The organism is Pseudomonas sp. SWRI92 (assembly GCF_014268685.1).
Lineage (GTDB): Bacteria > Pseudomonadota > Gammaproteobacteria > Pseudomonadales > Pseudomonadaceae > Aquipseudomonas > Aquipseudomonas marvdashtae.
This window is the reverse complement of sequence record NZ_JABWQY010000025.1, coordinates 1-15,921: the sequence shown is the minus strand read 5'-3', so window position 1 is coordinate 15,921 and position 15,921 is coordinate 1. Positions and strand designations below refer to the sequence as shown.

Sequence of the window (15,921 nt, the reverse complement as noted above, 5' to 3'; positions counted from 1 at the left end):
CCTGGGACTGCTGTGTCTGTTGGCGATCTGGCTGTCCCTGGCCTTGGGGCCGGTAAGCTTGCCCCTGTTCGATACCGCGCGTGCCGCCTTGCGCCTGTTGGGACTGCCGGTTGCCGCCGATGGGCTGGAGCAGGCCGAGCTGATCCTTGGCCAGATTCGCCTGCCGCGCACCTTGCTCGGGCTGGCGGTGGGCGGCGTATTGGCGCTTTCCGGTGTGGCGATGCAGGGGCTGTTTCGCAATCCCCTGGCCGATCCGGGGCTGGTAGGCGTATCCAGTGGTGCGGCGCTGGGTGCCGCTTTTGCGATTGTCGGTGGCTCGGCGCTGGGCGGGTTGCCCGAAGCGTTGGGGCCCTACGTGTTGTCGTTGTGTGCGTTTATCGGCGGGCTCGGGGTGACGGCGCTGGTCTATCGCCTTGGCCGACGCAACGGCCAGACGCATGTCGCAACCATGCTCCTGGCGGGTATTGCCCTGACCGCGCTGTCCGGCTCGGCGGTCGGCTTGTTCACTTACCTGGCGGACGATGCGACGTTGCGGACCCTGACGTTCTGGAACCTGGGCAGCTTGAACGGGGCCAGCTATGCGCGGTTATGGCCTTTGCTGCTGGTCAGCGCAGGCGTGGCGATCTGGTTGCCACGTCGAGCGCGGGCACTCAATGCATTGCTGCTCGGCGAGTCTGAAGCCGCGCACCTGGGCATTGATGTCGAACGGCTCAAGCGGGAGTTGGTGTTCTGCACGGCATTGGGCGTTGGGGCAGCGGTCGCGGCGGCTGGAATGATCGGCTTTGTCGGGTTGGTGGTGCCGCATCTGGTGCGGCTGATGGCCGGCCCCGACCATCGCATCCTGTTACCCGCCTCCGTGCTGGCCGGCGCGAGCCTGCTGTTGTTTGCCGACCTGGTGGCGCGCCTGGCGTTGGCTCCCGCTGAATTGCCAATTGGCATCGTCACGGCTTTCATAGGGGCGCCGTTCTTTCTTTATCTATTGCTAAGAGGGCGCGCCTGATGTTGCGAGCGCAGGACTTGCACATCCATCGCGGCCGGCAAACCGTATTGGCGCAGGTCGACCTGGAACTCATTCCTGGCGAAGTGCTGGGTGTGCTCGGCCCCAATGGCGCGGGTAAAAGCACTTTGCTCGCCGGGTTGTGCGGCGAGTTGCGCCCGGACCAGGGACAGGTTTGGCTGGATGACCGGCCCTTGGCCCAATGGGACGGTACCGAGCGTGCCCGGCGCCTGGCAGTGTTGCCACAATCCTCGACGCTGGATTTCGCGTTCCGTGTAGAAGAAGTGGTCGGCATGGGACGCCTGCCTCATCAGAGCGGCCTGGTGCGTGATGCGCAGATCATCGAGTCGGCATTGCAGGCCGCCGACGCCGCGCATCTGCAAGGCCGCAACTACCTGACTCTGTCTGGCGGCGAGCGCCAGCGGGTGCACCTGGCGCGCGTGCTGGCGCAGTTATGGCCGGGAGAAGCAGGGCAAACCTTGTTGCTGGACGAGCCGACCTCGATGCTCGATCCGCTGCACCAGCACACCATTTTGCAAGCGGTGCGTGAGTTTGCCGGTCGCGGCGCTGCGGTGTTGGTCATCCTGCATGACCTGAACCTGGCGGCGCGCTACTGTGATCGCCTGTTGCTGCTCGCCTCGGGCCGTCCGGTGGCCCTGGACACGCCCCGGCAAGTGCTGCGCCCGGAGCCGCTCAAGGCGGTGTTTGGCCTGGAGGTGCTGGTGCAAACTCATCCTGAGCGCGGGCATCCATTGATCATTGCCCGCTGAGGTTACTTGGAGAACGTCGATGCGCCTGTTGCTTGTGCTGGCTTTGAGTCTGTTGTCGGCGTGTCAAACGGTTGCACCGCTACCGGTTGACGGGCGGATCCGCGATCTGCACAACGGCCAATCCGTCACACCACAAATGCTGGTTGAGCGGCTGGCAACGGCTCCTCGGGTGGTGCTGGGGGAGCAGCACGACAATCGTGACCACCATGCGCTGCAAGGCTGGTTGCTCCAGGCCTTGGCCACCCAGCGTGCCCAAGGCAGCGTGCTCTTGGAAATGCTGACGCCGCGCCAGCAGCCGCGGGTCGACGCGGTTCGCCGGTTACCTGCCTTGCCCGGGGATCTGCCCGATGCACTGGATTGGTCGCCGGGTTGGGATTGGAGCCTGTATGGGCCAGTCGTCGAGTTCGTCCTGGCGCAGCCTTATCCGGTATTGGCGGCCAATCTTGATAACGACGAAATCCGGCAGGTCTATCGCCGGGCTCCCGCCTTGAACGGTGTCCATGCCAATACGGCCGCTGTGAAAACCGTGCTGCTGGAGCAAATCCGCGAATCCCACTGCGATCTGCTGCCGGAATCGCAAATGCCGGCGATGTTGGCTGTCCAGCAGCAGCGTGACCGGCGCATGGCCGAGCGATTGCTTGAGGCGCCGACACCTGCGTTGTTGCTCGCCGGCGCCTGGCACGCCAGAAGGGATGTCGGCGTGCCGTTGCATGTACTTGATCTGGGAAGCAGCGACGCGCCAGTTGTCCTGATGCTGGCCGAAGAGGGCAGTGAGGTCACGGCGGCCATGGCGGATTATGTATGGTACACCCCGGCTACGCCCCCTCAGGATTACTGCGCACAGATGCGCGAACAGCAGCAAAAGTGATTCTCGCGGGCAAAAAAAAGACCCGGCAAAAGCCGGGTCAAATAACCGTGATTAGCCTGATGAGGAGATATCTGAGAGTCCGAACCAAGGGCTGTTCAAATATCGACCAGTCTCGCGACTGGATGTGGTAATCATAGCGATTCTCATTACCAAGTCAAACACTGTTTTTCGATTTCCCGAATTCTTGGGCTGCAACAATGCGCATGGGTACGAAATGGTCAGGCTTTGTGGCGCGCCGCCAGGGCGTCCAGCTGTTTATTAAGGGCTTCCTTGCGCTCAGGGGGAATATCATTCCAATGCATGTCCATCAGCGCGCCCTCGATGGCGTACAGCAATACCTTGGATGCGCGAAAGCCGCGAGTGCGAACGGCGCGGTAGGCGTCCACCGCACCGAGCCGACGAAGGTCCGAGGCGCTGTGAATGCCGGCGGCGTGCAGCCATTGGGCTGATGTCTTGCCCAGGTTCTTCAGGTGTTGCAGTTCATCATTCATCGAGCCTCCTTGCGAACGGCCGACTGGTGCAGTGGGCAAGCTTCACAGGAGTGTAGCGCTCAGTAGGAAAAGCGTGATTCTTTGGTGGGATGCGGCGCAAAGCTTCTAATGCATTACGCACGATAAGGGCGGAAGGTAAGCAAGGCGTGTCGCCCAGCGCGGGCGGGGGCGCTGGAGATCGTGGGAAGCCGCAGCCGCGATTACGAGGTTCAGCGAGTGCGATAGCGCAGCCGAGTACCAAAATTCATCGACATCAGGATCTCGTCGGCAGACAGCTCGGGCGGAAAGTAGGCACCGGAAATCTGGGCGTGGGCGAGGCTCGCGCCTTCCAACGACGACTTGCGAAAATCGACGCCACGCAGATCGGCGGAACGGAAGTAGGCGTCAGTGAAGTCCACGTCTTCGGCGTTCAGTTCGCGAAGGTCAAGGCCACGGAAGTCGCCGCCGCGCATGTCGATCGGACCCTTTGGGCGTTCGGTGTTGAAGCCTGTAATGTCGTCTTTGCGCAACAAGGCATATAGCGGCGTGTCGAGAAGCTTGGGATGGCTCATTTCATATCACCGGTTGGTTTTATGACGCCAGTATACTGCCACTATTTGGCGACCGTGAAGCCGGGTGTCGCTTCACGATCGAAATAGTTGCTTACAAGCCCGGCAAGCGTTGGCGGATTTGTGCGACCACGACATCCAGCGTGCCGCTTTCGTTGGTCTGAACCCGCTTGCTGCAGAGAATTTCAGCCGGGGTCAACGCTTCGCGGCTGGCCTGTTGGGCGGCAATGACGGCCAGGTTTGCGTCGGAGGGATCTTTCTGGTCCGCTTGGCGCTGGGCGAGCCTGCTTTCGATCACTGCTTGCGGTGCGTCGCAGTCCAGGATCAGGAAAGGCGCGCCCGTGCCCTCGGCAACCTTGGCCGCCGCGTCGCGTTGGCCTTGCTTGAGGTAAGTGGCATCGACCACTACCGGGAACCCCGCATGCAGGATCACGTCGGCGATTTCATGCAGGCGGGCGTACGTCGCGCTGCTGGCATCGCTGCTATAAATGCCGGCCTGTGGGTCGTTCGCTACTTGCTGCTCACCGAACAGGCGCTTGCGCTCCACGTCCGAGCGCAGGCGAATCGCACCCAGTGCCTCGACCAGGCGCATCGCAACGTGGCTTTTGCCGACGGCCGAAACGCCGTGGGTAATAGCAAGGAAGCGCGACGGAATGGTGCTGTAGCTTTCGGCCAGGTTGGCGTAGTTGCGGTATTGGCGCAGGGTGGTGGCGCGTTGTACCGGGTCGGCTTCGGCGGGCATGCTGAACAGCGCGACCTTGGCGCGAACCAGTGCGCGGTAGGCTTTATAGAAGTTGAGCAGCTCCAGGCCCCGGTAATCGCCCGTCAGTTCCAGGTACTGGCTGACGAACCGCCGCGCCAACGACTTGAGACCGCGGTCTTCCAGGTCCATCGCCAGGAAGGCGGTGTCGGCGTAGACGTCGGTGAAGCGGAATGGCTCGTTGAATTCGATGCAATCGAAAATCACCACGTTGCCGTCGATCAGGGTGACGTTGCCCAGATGGATGTCGCCGTGGCATTCACGGGTGAAGCCTTCGGCCTTGCGCTGTGCCAGCAGCGGCTCGAGGCGTTCGAAGCTGCTTTGGGCCCAGGCTTGCAGGGCTTCAAGTTGCAGCAGGTCTGCCTTGTCGCTGAGGAATGGGCGGATCTGTTCGAAGTTCTGTCGCACTGGCGCCATGACGCTGTCCGGTGTACCTGCGGCGTTATCGGCGGGCACCTTGGGCGTCGAGAGGTGGAATTGGGCAATCTGCGCGGCCATTTCGTCGATATGCGCAGTGGTGAGCTCGCCGTTGGCTTGCAGCGTGCTGAGCAATTGGCTCTGGGGGAACTGACGCATCTTCAGGGCGTATTCGATGGCCGGGCCGTCGCCGCCCAGGCTTGGCGCTTCGGTGCTGCCGGTAATAGGCAGCACTTCCAGGTACAGATCCTGGGTCAAGCGCTGGTTCAGGCGCAACTCTTCGCCACAGAAATGCTTGCGTGCCTCGAGACTGGTGAAATCAAGGAAGCCGAAGTTGACCGGCTTCTTGAATTTGTAAGCGTAGGGCCCCGTGAGCAACACCCAGGAAATATGGGTCTCGATGACCTGGAACCCTTCGACGGGATGCGGGAAAAGGGCAGGGTTTTGCAGGGCAGCGATCAGTGATTGGCTCACGGGCGATCCTTCAGAGTCTGGAAAAATTCAAGGCCGTCATTATGGCGGCAAGCGGCGCTAACGCAAACCGGATGGCCTGTGTGGTTGGGCTCATGTTGAAGCGCAGCAAAGTGCGTATAATCCGCCGCCATGACTCGTACCCGATCCCCCCGCACCCCTAAAAAACCACCCGCCAGCCGCTTGCGGCCTTGGCTGGGCTGGGCCCTTAAACTCGGCCTGGTGGGCCTCGTCGTGCTCGCCGGTTTCGCCGTTTACCTCGACGCCGTGGTCCAGGAGAAATTCTCCGGCAAGCGCTGGACCATACCGGCCAAGGTCTACGCTCGGCCGCTAGAGCTGTTCGTCGGACAGAAGCTGAGCCGGGATGATTTCCTGACCGAACTCGATGCTTTGGGTTATCGCCGTGAAAGCGTTGCCAATGGCCCGGGCGCGGCCTCGATCAATGGCAATACCGTCGACCTCAATACTCGCGGCTTCCAGTTTTATGAAGGGATGGAGCAGGCGCAACCGGTGCGGGTGCGTTTCTCCGGCGATTACGTGGCCGCGCTGACCGGCGCCAACAACGCCAAGCTGTCCGTGGTGCGCCTTGAGCCGCTATTGATCGGCGGCTTGTACCCCAAGAACCTCGAAGACCGGATTCTGATCAAGATCGACCAGGTGCCGCCGTTCTTGCTCGAGACCCTGATCGCTGTCGAGGACCGGGATTTCTATCATCACTTTGGCGTCTCGCCCAAGTCGATTGCCCGGGCCGTCTGGGTCAATACATCCTCCGGCCACATGCGCCAGGGCGGTAGTACGCTGACGCAACAGCTGGTCAAGAACTTCTACCTGACCAACGAGCGCAGCCTGACCCGAAAGCTGACCGAAGCCATGATGGCGTTGTTGCTGGAGCTGCACTACAGCAAGCCGGAGATTCTTGAGGCGTACCTCAATGAGGTGTTCGTCGGCCAGGACGGCCAGCGGGCGGTGCACGGCTTTGGCCTGGCGAGCCAATTCTTCTTCAGCCAGCCTTTGTCGGAGCTGAAGCTGCACCAGGTCGCGTTGCTGGTGGGCATGGTCAAGGGGCCGTCTTCCTACAACCCGCGTCGCAATCCGGAACGTGCGCTCGAGCGACGCAACCTGGTGCTGGATCTGTTGCAGCAACAAGGCGTGGCAACAGCCGAGCAGGTCGAGGCGGCGAAAAAGATGCCGTTGGGCGTGACCAAGCGCGGCAGCCTGGCGGACAGCTCATTCCCTGGTTTCATGGACCTGGTCAAGCGTCAGCTGCGCGAAGACTACCGTGACGAAGACTTGACCGAAGAAGGCCTGCGGATCTTCACCAGTTTCGACCCGATCCTGCAGATGAAGGCCGAGGCTTCGGTCAACGATACCTTCAAGCGATTGGCGGGGCGCAAGGGCTCCGATGAAGTTGAAGCCGCCATGGTGGTGACCAACCCGGAAACCGGTGAAGTGCAGGCGATGATCGGCAGCCGACAGGCCAATTATGCTGGCTTCAACCGGGCATTGGACGCCGTGCGCCCGATCGGCTCGTTGATCAAGCCCGCGGTTTACCTGACCGCCCTGGAAAAACCGAGCCAATACACGCTGACCAGTTGGCTGTCCGACGAGTCATTTTCGATCAAGGGCGCGGACGGTCAGGTCTGGACGCCGCAAAACTATGATCGTCGTCCCCACGGGACGGTGTTCCTGTATCAAGGCCTGGCGCATTCCTACAATCTGTCGACTGCTCGGCTCGGGCTGGAAGTCGGTGTGCCAAACGTGCTCAAGACCCTGGCGCGCTTGGGAGTGACTCGCGAATTCCCGGCGTTCCCATCGATGCTGTTGGGGGCCGGTGGCCTTACACCAATCGAAGTGGCGGCCATGTACCAGACCCTGGCCAACGGCGGCTTCAATACCCCGATGCGCGGCATTCGCAGTGTGCTCACAGCTGACGGCGAGCCACTCAAGCGTTATCCGTTCCAGGTCCAGCAGCGCTTCGATCCTGCTTCCATTTACCTGATCCAGAGCGCCATGCAGCGGGTCATGCGTGAAGGCACCGGCAGCTCGGTCTACAACGTGCTTCCCCGGACCCTGACGCTGGCGGGCAAGACCGGCACCAGTAACGATTCGCGCGACAGTTGGTTTGCCGGTTTCAGCCAGGATTTGCTGGCGGTGGTCTGGCTTGGACGTGACGATAACGGCAAGACGCCGTTCACCGGCGCCACCGGTGCGTTGCAGGTGTGGACGAGTTTCATGCGCAAGGCCGATCCGTTGCCGCTGGATATGCCGCAGCCGGACAACATCGTCCAGGCCTGGGTCGATTCGCGCACCGGACAAGGCTCCGACGCCAATTGCCCGGGCGCCGTCCAGATGCCGTATATTCGCGGCAGCGAACCGCCGCCCGGCCCAGCATGCGGCGGTCAGAATCCCGCCGAATCGGTGATGGATTGGGTCAAGGACTGGATGAATTAAGCAAAGAGGGTTTCAAGTGAACAAGTGGTTGATTCCAGCGGTAACCGCCGTGGCTTTGCTCAGTGGTTGCTCTACCGTACAGCGCGGTTCGATTCCGGTTGTCGACTCCGGCACCGCCGTGTCCAATAGCGAGCGCGTCTCGGCCAACGGTGGTTTCCGTCAAACGACGGTCAAGCGTCCGATGCCAGGCCAGGTCCAGGCGATTCCCCAGGGCGACACGGGCGTTGTGGTCATGGTGCCGGGAGGCGGCGCAACCACGTCGACACCGATCAGCAGCGCGCCGATCACGCCAGGTCCCATCACGCCCGGCCCTGTCGAGACCTCGCCGATCGACCAGGGCAGCTACAACATGCCGTCGACGCCGAGCAGCATTCCTTCGGCCAGTTCGGGTGGCTTGTCCGCCGATGAGCAACTGGACGGCCCGGTGTTGGCACTGTTGACCACTGCTCAACAGCAGCAGGCCGGCGGCGACCTCAATGGTGCATCTTCCAGCCTCGAGCGCGCCCAGCGTGTAGCGCCGCGCGAACCTCAGGTCCTTTATCGACTGGCGCAGGTGCGCATGGCCCAGGGTGATGCGCCGCAAGCCGAACAACTGGCCCGTCGCGGCCTGACATTCTCCAGCGGTCGCCCGGCACTTCAAGCAAGTCTTTGGGAGCTGATTGCCCAGGCTCGCGAGAAGCAAGGCGATTCCGCAGGCGCGGCACTGGCTCGCCAGAAGGCCAAGGTTTCACTCTGATGGACGTGCGTTTTCCCCAGATCGCCGATCAACTGCTGCTGATCGAGCGTGAACTGCGTGTCCAGGGTTGGTGGAGCGATGTTTCCCCCTCGGCCGAGGCGCTGGCGAGTGTCGAGCCGTTCGCGGTCGACACCCTGGATTTCGAGCAATGGCTGCAATGGATCTTCTTGCCCAGGATGAAAGCCATCCTCGAGCAGGATCTTCCGTTGCCGAATGCCTCAGGGATTCAGGAAATGGCCGAAATGGTCTTCGCTGCTCGTAATGTGCAGGGCAAGGACCGGCAGTTGCAGGTCCTGCTAAAAGAGTTCGACCAGTTGATCAGTGACGCCAGCTGACTGCCTTTACTGGCAGTGTTCTTCGACCTGGGTACGGGTCTCATCGATGCGCTGGCGCCGCTCTTCATCCGTGAGGCGGCGCATTTCGCCTTCCACGTCCTCCCGCACCCTGGGGTTGTTCTGCAGTTGCGCCAGGTTGGTCCGGGCTTGCTCGCAGAACGCCTTGAGTTGGGCTTCCTGTTCCTCGACTTGCTGTTTCACCTGTTGGTCGATGGCTTTCTGGTCGCCAATTACCCCGCCCGACGCGGGCGCCGGTGGTTTGGGCACCGGAGGGGAAGATTTGCCCACCGTCGTGGCCTGCACCCCTTCGGGCGGCTGGGCGCCAAAGTGCGTAACGCCTTGGGCATCCACCCATTTATAGATCTGGCCGGCCATGCTCATCGGGCTCAGGCCAACCAGCAGGCTGGCCGTCAGAAGGATCATTCGCATGCTGTTTCCTTGTCCTGGGTTGCGCAATTGAAGCTAACAGAGTAGCCGTTTAAAGGTTTTTTCTTGCGTTCTCATGTGCTTACTTCAATAAAGCACATTGACGACTTGACTTGCAGAGGGCGAAACAGAAGAATCCAAAGTCCGCTGTAGAGGGACTGCCAGAAGCAGACCCACTCGGCAGATCATGAGGCGCACATCCGCGCCGACCTGTTACACCCGCAACGCGTTACCTCGCGCTGGGTGGGAAAAGCCCGCAACACTTGGGACGATCCCAATACTTGCTCAGTCAGTGCTGACGTAGTCGGCGACCACCGTCGCTCATGCTCTGCCGAGAAGTAAACCTATTAAGACCCGTCCCCTTTTCGTGGGTCGGTATTCTGGCGTTTTAGAGGTGAACAACGTGGAGCTTTTATCTGGCGGTGAGATGCTCGTCCGCTTCTTGCGTGACGAAGGCGTCAAATATATCTACGGGTACCCCGGTGGTGCTCTTCTTCATGTCTACGATGCCCTGTTCAAAGAACCGGAAGTGACCCACATCCTGGTTCGTCATGAGCAAGCGGCCACCCACATGGCTGACGGCTATGCCCGTGCCACCGGCAAGGCCGGCGTGGTTCTGGTGACATCCGGCCCTGGCGCCACGAACGCTATTACCGGTATTGCCACGGCCTACATGGACTCGATTCCCATGGTGATCATTTCCGGCCAGGTGCCTAGCACCATGGTGGGTACCGACGCGTTCCAGGAAACCGACATGATCGGTATCTCCCGGCCGATCGTGAAGCACAGCTTCATGATCAAGCATGCGTCGGAAATCCCGGAAGTCATGAAGAAAGCGTTCTACCTGGCCGAGTCCGGTCGTCCGGGCCCGGTGGTGGTCGACGTGCCGAAAGACATGACCAACCCGGCCGAGAAATTCGAGTACATCTACCCGAAAAAAGCCAAGCTGCGCTCATACAGCCCGGCGGTACGTGGTCACTCGGGGCAAATTCGCAAGGCCGCCGAAATGCTCCTGGCGGCCAAGCGCCCCGTGCTTTATGCGGGTGGCGGTGTAATTCTCGGTGGTGGCTCCGCGCCGCTGACCGAATTGGCCAAGATGCTCAACCTGCCGGTCACCAACACGCTGATGGGGCTTGGCGCCTACCCGGGCACTGATCGTCAGTTCATCGGTATGCTCGGCATGCATGGCAGCTACACCGCCAACCTGGCGATGCACCATGCCGATGTGATCCTGGCGGTTGGCGCGCGTTTCGATGACCGTGTCATCAACGGTCCGGCGAAATTCTGCCCGAACGCCAAGATCATCCACATCGACATCGACCCGGCGTCGATCTCCAAGACCATCAAGGCAGACGTGCCGATTGTCGGTCCGGTAGAGAGCGTGCTGACCGAGATGGTCGCCATCCTCAAGGAAATCGGCGAGGCTCCGAACAAGGAATCCGTGGCCGCCTGGTGGAAGCAGGTTGATGAGTGGCGTGGCGATCGTGGCCTGTTCCCTTACGACAAGGGCGACGGCAGCGTGATCAAGCCGCAAACCGTCATCGAGACCCTGTGCGAGGTGACCAAGGGCGATGCCTTCGTGACCTCCGACGTGGGTCAGCACCAGATGTTCGCGGCGCAATATTACAAGTTCAACAAACCCAACCGTTGGATCAACTCCGGCGGCCTGGGCACCATGGGCTTCGGCTTCCCGGCGGCCATGGGCGTCAAGTTGAGCTTTCCAGACAGCGATGTCGCCTGCGTCACGGGCGAAGGCAGCATCCAGATGAATATCCAGGAGCTGTCGACCTGCCTGCAGTACGGTTTGCCGGTGAAGATCGTCAACCTGAACAACGGCGTGCTGGGCATGGTTCGCCAGTGGCAGGATATGAGTTATGGCAGTCGTCACTCGCATTCCTACATGGAATCGCTGCCGGACTTCGTCAAGCTGGTCGAGGCCTATGGCCACGTGGGCATCCGCATCACCGACCTGAAAGATTTGAAATCCGGGCTTGAAGAAGCATTCGCGATGAAGGATCGCCTGGTATTCCTCGACATCAAGGTCGATACCAGCGAGCACGTCTACCCGATGCAGATCAAAGACGGCTCCATGCGTGATATGTGGCTGAGCAAGACGGAGCGTACCTAATCATGCGACATATTATTTCCCTGCTTCTGGAAAACGAACCGGGTGCGCTGTCTCGTGTAGTGGGCCTGTTCTCGCAGCGCAACTACAACATCGAAAGCCTGACCGTGGCACCGACGGAGGACCCGACCCTGTCGCGTCTGACGCTGACCACCGTGGGCCACGATGAAGTCATCGAGCAGATCACCAAGAACCTGAACAAGCTGATCGAGGTGGTCAAGCTGGTGGACCTGTCGGAAAGCGCTCACATCGAGCGTGAACTGATGCTGGTCAAGGTCAAGGCCACCGGCGCCCAACGCGCCGAGATCAAACGTACTACCGATATTTATCGTGGGCAGATCGTCGATGTCAGCGCCAGCGTCTATACCGTTCAGTTGACCGGTACCAGCGACAAGCTCGACAGCTTCATCCAATCGATCGGCACTGCCTCGATTCTCGAAACCGTACGCAGTGGCGTCACCGGGATTGCCCGTGGCGACAAAGTACTGAGCATCTAAACCAAATTAGCGAATGGCCTGAATGGCCGGATATAGGGGAAATTCATGAAAGTTTTCTATGATAAAGATTGCGACCTGTCGATCATCCAGGGCAAGAAAGTCGCCATCATCGGCTACGGCTCCCAGGGTCACGCCCAGGCGTGCAACCTGAAAGACTCCGGCGTTGACGTGACCGTGGGCCTGCGTAAAGGCTCGGCCACCGTTGCCAAGGCCGAGGCCCATGGCCTGAAAGTCACCGACGTGGCTTCCGCTGTTGCCGCTGCCGATCTGGTCATGATCCTGACCCCGGACGAGTTCCAGTCCGCGCTGTACAAGAATGAAATCGAGCCGAACATCAAGAAGGGCGCCACCCTGGCCTTCTCCCATGGCTTCGCGATCCACTACAACCAAGTCGTGCCACGTGCCGACCTCGACGTGATCATGATCGCGCCGAAAGCTCCGGGCCACACGGTACGTTCCGAGTTCGTCAAGGGCGGCGGTATCCCTGACCTGATCGCGATCTACCAGGACGCGTCCGGCAACGCCAAGAACGTAGCCCTGTCCTACGCTGCCGGTGTCGGTGGCGGTCGTACCGGCATCATCGAAACCACTTTCAAGGACGAGACCGAAACCGACCTGTTCGGCGAACAAGCCGTTCTGTGCGGTGGTACCGTCGAGCTGGTGAAGGCCGGTTTCGAAACCCTGGTCGAAGCGGGCTACGCGCCAGAAATGGCTTACTTCGAGTGCCTGCACGAACTGAAGCTGATCGTTGACCTCATGTACGAAGGCGGTATCGCCAACATGAACTACTCGATCTCCAACAACGCTGAATACGGCGAGTACGTGACCGGTCCGGAAGTCATCAACGCCGAATCCCGCCAGGCCATGCGCAACGCCCTGAAACGTATTCAGGACGGCGAATACGCCAAGATGTTCATCAGCGAAGGCGCCACCGGCTATCCTTCGATGACCGCCAAGCGTCGTAACAACGCCGCTCACGGTATCGAAATCATCGGTGAGCAACTGCGCTCCATGATGCCGTGGATCGGTGCCAACAAGATCGTCGACAAAGCCAAGAACTGAGTCGCGAGCTTGATTGAAAAAACGCGGCCCAGGCCGCGTTTTTTCGTTTGGGCATCGGCTTCTGGTATAAAGCTGCATCGTTTGCGGCCGAACCGTCGTCCCAGACACCTGTCGAATTTTTCACACCGTTGCAAGGTATTGTCCATGAGCGAACGTCCCGACGAGCCGAACCAGGCTCCTGACGCCGAAAGCCTGTTGCCTATCGACGAGCATGTCGAAGAAGGCCATGACGCTGAAGGCCGTAAGGTCCGGCATCGTGGCATCTATCTGCTGCCGAACCTGTTCACCACCGCGAACCTGTTCGCCGGTTTCTATTCCATCATCAGTTCCATGAGCGCCCAGGCCGCTTTGAGCGCTGGCGACAGCTCCGGCGCGAGTCGCTATTTCGCTTTTGCCGCCATCGCGATATTTGTCGCCATGGTGCTTGATGGCCTGGACGGGCGGGTGGCCCGCATGACCAATACCCAGAGCGCATTCGGCGCCGAATACGATTCGCTGTCCGACATGGTTGCGTTCGGTGTCGCCCCGGCCTTGCTGGCGTTTGGCTGGGCCCTGGGCGACATGGGCAAGGTCGGTTGGATGGTTGCCTTCATCTATGTCGCCGGTGCTGCACTGCGCCTGGCGCGTTTCAACACCCAGGTCGGCACCGCCGACAAGCGTTACTTCATTGGTCTTGCCAGTCCGGCGGCGGCGGGTGTCGTGGCGGGGGTGGTCTGGGCATTCAGCGACTTTGGCATCCAGGGGTCGAAGATGTCCTTCCTGGTGGCTTTACTGGTCGCGGCGGCGGGGATGTTGATGGTCAGTAACATCAAGTACAACAGCTTCAAGGAGCTCGATCTCAAGGGACGCGTGCCGTTCGTGGCGATCCTGGCTGTGGTGCTGGTTTTTGCCGTGGTATTCAGTGATCCACCGCGTATCTTGTTGTTGGTATTCCTCGCCTATGCGGCTTCTGGCCCAGTGCAATATTTGTTGCGTCTTCGCCGGCGCTAAATGTTGCCTTAATGTAATTTCACCCATACTCCGCAGTCTATTGGTGCATCTGCCCCCAACGCTGCGGAGTCGTCATGCTGATCAAGATCCCCAAGTCGTCCGACTGTCGCGAGTCGGACGTCACGCCTGAATCGATCTATCTTTCCCGTCGCCAGATGCTCGGTGCAACCATGGCGGGTCTCGCCGTGAGCAGTTTGCCGCAGTGGGCCAGCGCTGGCGATGCGGCGCGTTATGCCGATGTCGAGCCCGGCAAGGCGCCGTCCTGGTTAGCCGAGAAACTTACTTCGACCCAATGGGGCGCTGTGACGGTCAAGGATGAGCCGATCACGCCGTTCAAGGATGCCACCCACTACAACAATTTCTATGAGTTCGGGACCGATAAGGGTGATCCGGCGGCCAACGCTGGATCGCTGCAAGCCGAGCCCTGGAGCGTGGTTGTGGATGGTGAGGTAAGCAAGCCGGGGCGCTATGGGTTGGAAGACTTCATGAAGCCTTATCAGTTGGAGGAGCGGATTTACCGACTGCGCTGTGTCGAGGCCTGGTCGATGGTCATTCCTTGGGTCGGCTTCCCCATCTCCGCATTGCTCAAGCAAGTCGAGCCTACATCCAGCGCCAAGTACATACGCTTCGAAACCTTGCAGGACCCCAAGGTCATGCCGGGGCAGCGTTCAGGCTTTGCGTTAATCGACTGGCCATATGTGGAAGGCCTGCGATTGGACGAGGCAATGAACCCGTTGGCTATCCTGGCGGTTGGCATGTACGGGCGGGAGTTGCCGAACCAGAACGGCGCGCCCCTGAGGTTGGTGGTTCCATGGAAGTACGGTTTCAAAAGTGTGAAGTCCATTGTGCGCATCAGTTTGGTGAGCGAGCAGCCGAAGACCACGTGGCAAAGCATTGCGTCTGACGAGTACGGCTTCTATGCCAACGTCAATCCAACAGTCGATCATCCGCGCTGGACCCAGGCGCGCGAACGTCGTCTGCCGAGCGGGCTGCTCCGTCCCAATGTCCGCGATACGTTGATGTTCAACGGCTATCAGGATGAAGTCGCTTCCTTATATGCGGGGATGGATTTAAGGAAGGACTACTGATGCGTTTCCTTGCGTGGCGGATCGGCGTATTCCTCGGGACGGCAGTCTGGCCGTTGCTCTGGCTCTACGAGGCCTTGGTGGATTCGCTGGGGCCGGACCCAGGCAAGGTGCTGGTGGATCGGCTCGGGTTGGGGACGCTGATCCTGTTGTTGATTACCTTGAGCATGACGCCACTGCAGAAGTTGACGGGGTGGGCGGGGTGGATCGCGGTCAGGCGCCAGTTGGGGTTGTGGTGCTTCGCTTATGTTGTGCTGCATTTGAGCGGATACGCGGCGTTCATACTAGGTTTCGACTGGTCGCAGTTGGGAGTCGAGCTGAGCAAGCGGCCTTACATCATTGTTGGGGCGCTTGGGTTCCTCGGTTTGCTGGTGTTAACGGTCACGTCCAATCGTTATAGCCAGCGGCGATTGGGTGTCCGCTGGAAGAAATTGCATCGCCTGGTTTATCCAATTCTAGGGCTTGGGTTACTGCATATGCTGTGGATCGTGCGTGCGGATCTCAAGGAGTGGGCGATATACGCCTTGATAGGTGCCTTGCTATTAGTGCTGAGGCTTCCTTCGGTTACGCGCCGGATCCCGCGTTTGCTGGGCAAGAAAGTCCCTTCTGCAATAAAAGCGAAATAAAGGGTTGACGGCAAATCCTGGGTGTCTATAATTCGCCCCACTTCCGGCGCAGTCGAAACGGAAAACTCCTTGAGTTTCAAAGGGTTAAGTAGGTTTCGATGTGGGCGGGCTTCAGTTCATCGAAGCACGGAAGGAGTGGGTAGGGCGGTGTTGTTTGGCCCTGTCGACGGTTCGATCTTCTCGGTCGAAAGCGGTGTAAAAGAGGTGTTGACAGCAGCGACTAACGCTGTAGAATTCGCCTCCCGCTAACGAGAGATCGGAAGCGC

At 60.2% G+C, this 15,921-nt stretch carries 16 protein-coding genes; 12 read left to right on the top strand and 4 right to left on the bottom strand.

The window, feature by feature from the left end; translation table 11 throughout:
* The first annotated feature begins 16 nt into the window (after positions 1-16).
* From HU762_RS25240 to HU762_RS25230, 3 genes are read left to right on the top strand one after another with little or no spacing between them, the layout of a single operon-like run.
* Entirely contained in the window at positions 17-1,000 is a 984-nt protein-coding gene (locus tag HU762_RS25240) for an iron ABC transporter permease (protein ID WP_186641562.1), read from the top strand.
* Positions 1,000-1,767, top strand: coding sequence for a heme ABC transporter ATP-binding protein (locus tag HU762_RS25235; RefSeq protein ID WP_186641523.1), 768 nt, complete (start codon positions 1,000-1,002; stop codon positions 1,765-1,767). The genes HU762_RS25240 and HU762_RS25235 overlap by 1 nt, the downstream gene beginning before the upstream one ends.
* Before the next feature lie 19 nt (positions 1,768-1,786).
* On the top strand, positions 1,787-2,635 hold the full coding sequence (locus tag HU762_RS25230; RefSeq protein ID WP_186641521.1) for a ChaN family lipoprotein: 849 nt from the start codon (positions 1,787-1,789) through the stop codon (positions 2,633-2,635).
* A 218-nt stretch (positions 2,636-2,853) separates the two neighbouring features.
* Here the strand turns inward: HU762_RS25230 and HU762_RS25225 are convergent, their stop codons facing one another.
* From HU762_RS25225 to HU762_RS25215, 3 genes are all read right to left on the bottom strand, one after another.
* Positions 2,854-3,126 carry a TfoX/Sxy family protein gene (locus HU762_RS25225; RefSeq protein ID WP_186641519.1) on the bottom strand — a complete coding sequence of 91 codons (273 nt, stop codon included), beginning with the start codon at positions 3,124-3,126 and terminating at the stop codon, positions 2,854-2,856.
* 209 nt (positions 3,127-3,335) lie between these two features.
* Positions 3,336-3,677 carry a pentapeptide repeat-containing protein gene (locus tag HU762_RS25220; protein ID WP_186613136.1) on the bottom strand — a complete coding sequence of 114 codons (342 nt, stop codon included), beginning with the start codon at positions 3,675-3,677 and terminating at the stop codon, positions 3,336-3,338.
* 91 nt (positions 3,678-3,768) lie between these two features.
* On the bottom strand, positions 3,769-5,325 hold the full coding sequence (locus HU762_RS25215) for a bifunctional aminoglycoside phosphotransferase/ATP-binding protein (RefSeq protein ID WP_186641517.1): 1,557 nt from the start codon (positions 5,323-5,325) through the stop codon (positions 3,769-3,771).
* Between the two features lie 129 nt (positions 5,326-5,454).
* On the opposite strand from HU762_RS25215, the gene mrcB reads away from it, so the two are divergent.
* Genes mrcB through HU762_RS25200 form a run of 3 tightly spaced genes read left to right on the top strand, consistent with a single transcriptional unit; the run spans position 5,455 to position 8,844 of the window.
* Positions 5,455-7,773, top strand: coding sequence for a penicillin-binding protein 1B (gene mrcB / locus HU762_RS25210; RefSeq protein ID WP_186641515.1), 2,319 nt, complete (start codon positions 5,455-5,457; stop codon positions 7,771-7,773).
* Positions 7,774-7,789: 16 nt separating this feature from the next.
* Positions 7,790-8,509: a hypothetical protein gene (locus HU762_RS25205; protein WP_186641513.1), complete on the top strand. Its 720-nt coding sequence runs from the start codon at positions 7,790-7,792 to the stop codon at positions 8,507-8,509.
* Positions 8,509-8,844 carry a YqcC family protein gene (locus HU762_RS25200; protein ID WP_186641511.1) on the top strand — a complete coding sequence of 112 codons (336 nt, stop codon included), beginning with the start codon at positions 8,509-8,511 and terminating at the stop codon, positions 8,842-8,844. The genes HU762_RS25205 and HU762_RS25200 overlap by 1 nt, the downstream gene beginning before the upstream one ends.
* A gap of 6 nt (positions 8,845-8,850) precedes the next feature.
* Here the strand turns inward: HU762_RS25200 and HU762_RS25195 are convergent, their stop codons facing one another.
* Entirely contained in the window at positions 8,851-9,273 is a 423-nt protein-coding gene (locus HU762_RS25195; RefSeq protein ID WP_186641509.1) for a DUF4124 domain-containing protein, read from the bottom strand.
* Positions 9,274-9,673: 400 nt separating this feature from the next.
* Here HU762_RS25195 and HU762_RS25190 point away from each other — a divergent pair, with 400 nt between their 5' ends.
* From HU762_RS25190 to msrQ, 6 genes are all read left to right on the top strand, one after another.
* Positions 9,674-11,398 carry an acetolactate synthase 3 large subunit gene (locus HU762_RS25190; RefSeq protein ID WP_186641507.1) on the top strand — a complete coding sequence of 575 codons (1,725 nt, stop codon included), beginning with the start codon at positions 9,674-9,676 and terminating at the stop codon, positions 11,396-11,398.
* A gap of 2 nt (positions 11,399-11,400) precedes the next feature.
* On the top strand, positions 11,401-11,892 hold the full coding sequence (ilvN, locus tag HU762_RS25185; RefSeq protein WP_003176102.1) for an acetolactate synthase small subunit: 492 nt from the start codon (positions 11,401-11,403) through the stop codon (positions 11,890-11,892).
* Between the two features lie 45 nt (positions 11,893-11,937).
* The gene (gene ilvC, locus HU762_RS25180) at positions 11,938-12,954 is read left to right on the top strand and encodes a ketol-acid reductoisomerase (RefSeq protein WP_003185459.1); all 1,017 of its coding nucleotides are present in this window, start codon (positions 11,938-11,940) and stop codon (positions 12,952-12,954) included.
* A 144-nt stretch (positions 12,955-13,098) separates the two neighbouring features.
* On the top strand, positions 13,099-13,944 hold the full coding sequence (gene pssA, locus HU762_RS25175) for a CDP-diacylglycerol--serine O-phosphatidyltransferase (RefSeq protein WP_186641505.1): 846 nt from the start codon (positions 13,099-13,101) through the stop codon (positions 13,942-13,944).
* Positions 13,945-14,018: 74 nt separating this feature from the next.
* Positions 14,019-15,032: a protein-methionine-sulfoxide reductase catalytic subunit MsrP gene (msrP, locus tag HU762_RS25170; protein WP_186641503.1), complete on the top strand. Its 1,014-nt coding sequence runs from the start codon at positions 14,019-14,021 to the stop codon at positions 15,030-15,032.
* Positions 15,032-15,655, top strand: coding sequence for a protein-methionine-sulfoxide reductase heme-binding subunit MsrQ (gene msrQ / locus HU762_RS25165; protein WP_186641501.1), 624 nt, complete (start codon positions 15,032-15,034; stop codon positions 15,653-15,655). The genes msrP and msrQ overlap by 1 nt, the downstream gene beginning before the upstream one ends.
* Positions 15,656-15,921: the final 266 nt, after the last annotated feature.

Excerpts from the sequence above, each read along its gene's own strand:
- HU762_RS25235 (WP_186641523.1), top strand. The coding sequence starts at position 1,000 with ATGTTGCGAGCGCAGGACTTGCACATCCATCGCGGCCGGCAAACCGTA.
- HU762_RS25230 (WP_186641521.1), top strand. The coding sequence starts at position 1,787 with ATGCGCCTGTTGCTTGTGCTGGCTTTGAGTCTGTTGTCGGCGTGTCAA.
- HU762_RS25225 (WP_186641519.1), bottom strand. The coding sequence starts at position 3,126 with ATGAATGATGAACTGCAACACCTGAAGAACCTGGGCAAGACATCAGCC.
- HU762_RS25220 (WP_186613136.1), bottom strand. The coding sequence starts at position 3,677 with ATGAGCCATCCCAAGCTTCTCGACACGCCGCTATATGCCTTGTTGCGC.
- mrcB (WP_186641515.1), top strand. The coding sequence starts at position 5,455 with ATGACTCGTACCCGATCCCCCCGCACCCCTAAAAAACCACCCGCCAGC.
- HU762_RS25200 (WP_186641511.1), top strand. The coding sequence starts at position 8,509 with ATGGACGTGCGTTTTCCCCAGATCGCCGATCAACTGCTGCTGATCGAG.
- HU762_RS25195 (WP_186641509.1), bottom strand. The coding sequence starts at position 9,273 with ATGCGAATGATCCTTCTGACGGCCAGCCTGCTGGTTGGCCTGAGCCCG.
- ilvN (WP_003176102.1), top strand. The coding sequence starts at position 11,401 with ATGCGACATATTATTTCCCTGCTTCTGGAAAACGAACCGGGTGCGCTG.
- ilvC (WP_003185459.1), top strand. The coding sequence starts at position 11,938 with ATGAAAGTTTTCTATGATAAAGATTGCGACCTGTCGATCATCCAGGGC.
- pssA (WP_186641505.1), top strand. The coding sequence starts at position 13,099 with ATGAGCGAACGTCCCGACGAGCCGAACCAGGCTCCTGACGCCGAAAGC.
- msrP (WP_186641503.1), top strand. The coding sequence starts at position 14,019 with ATGCTGATCAAGATCCCCAAGTCGTCCGACTGTCGCGAGTCGGACGTC.
- msrQ (WP_186641501.1), top strand. The coding sequence starts at position 15,032 with ATGCGTTTCCTTGCGTGGCGGATCGGCGTATTCCTCGGGACGGCAGTC.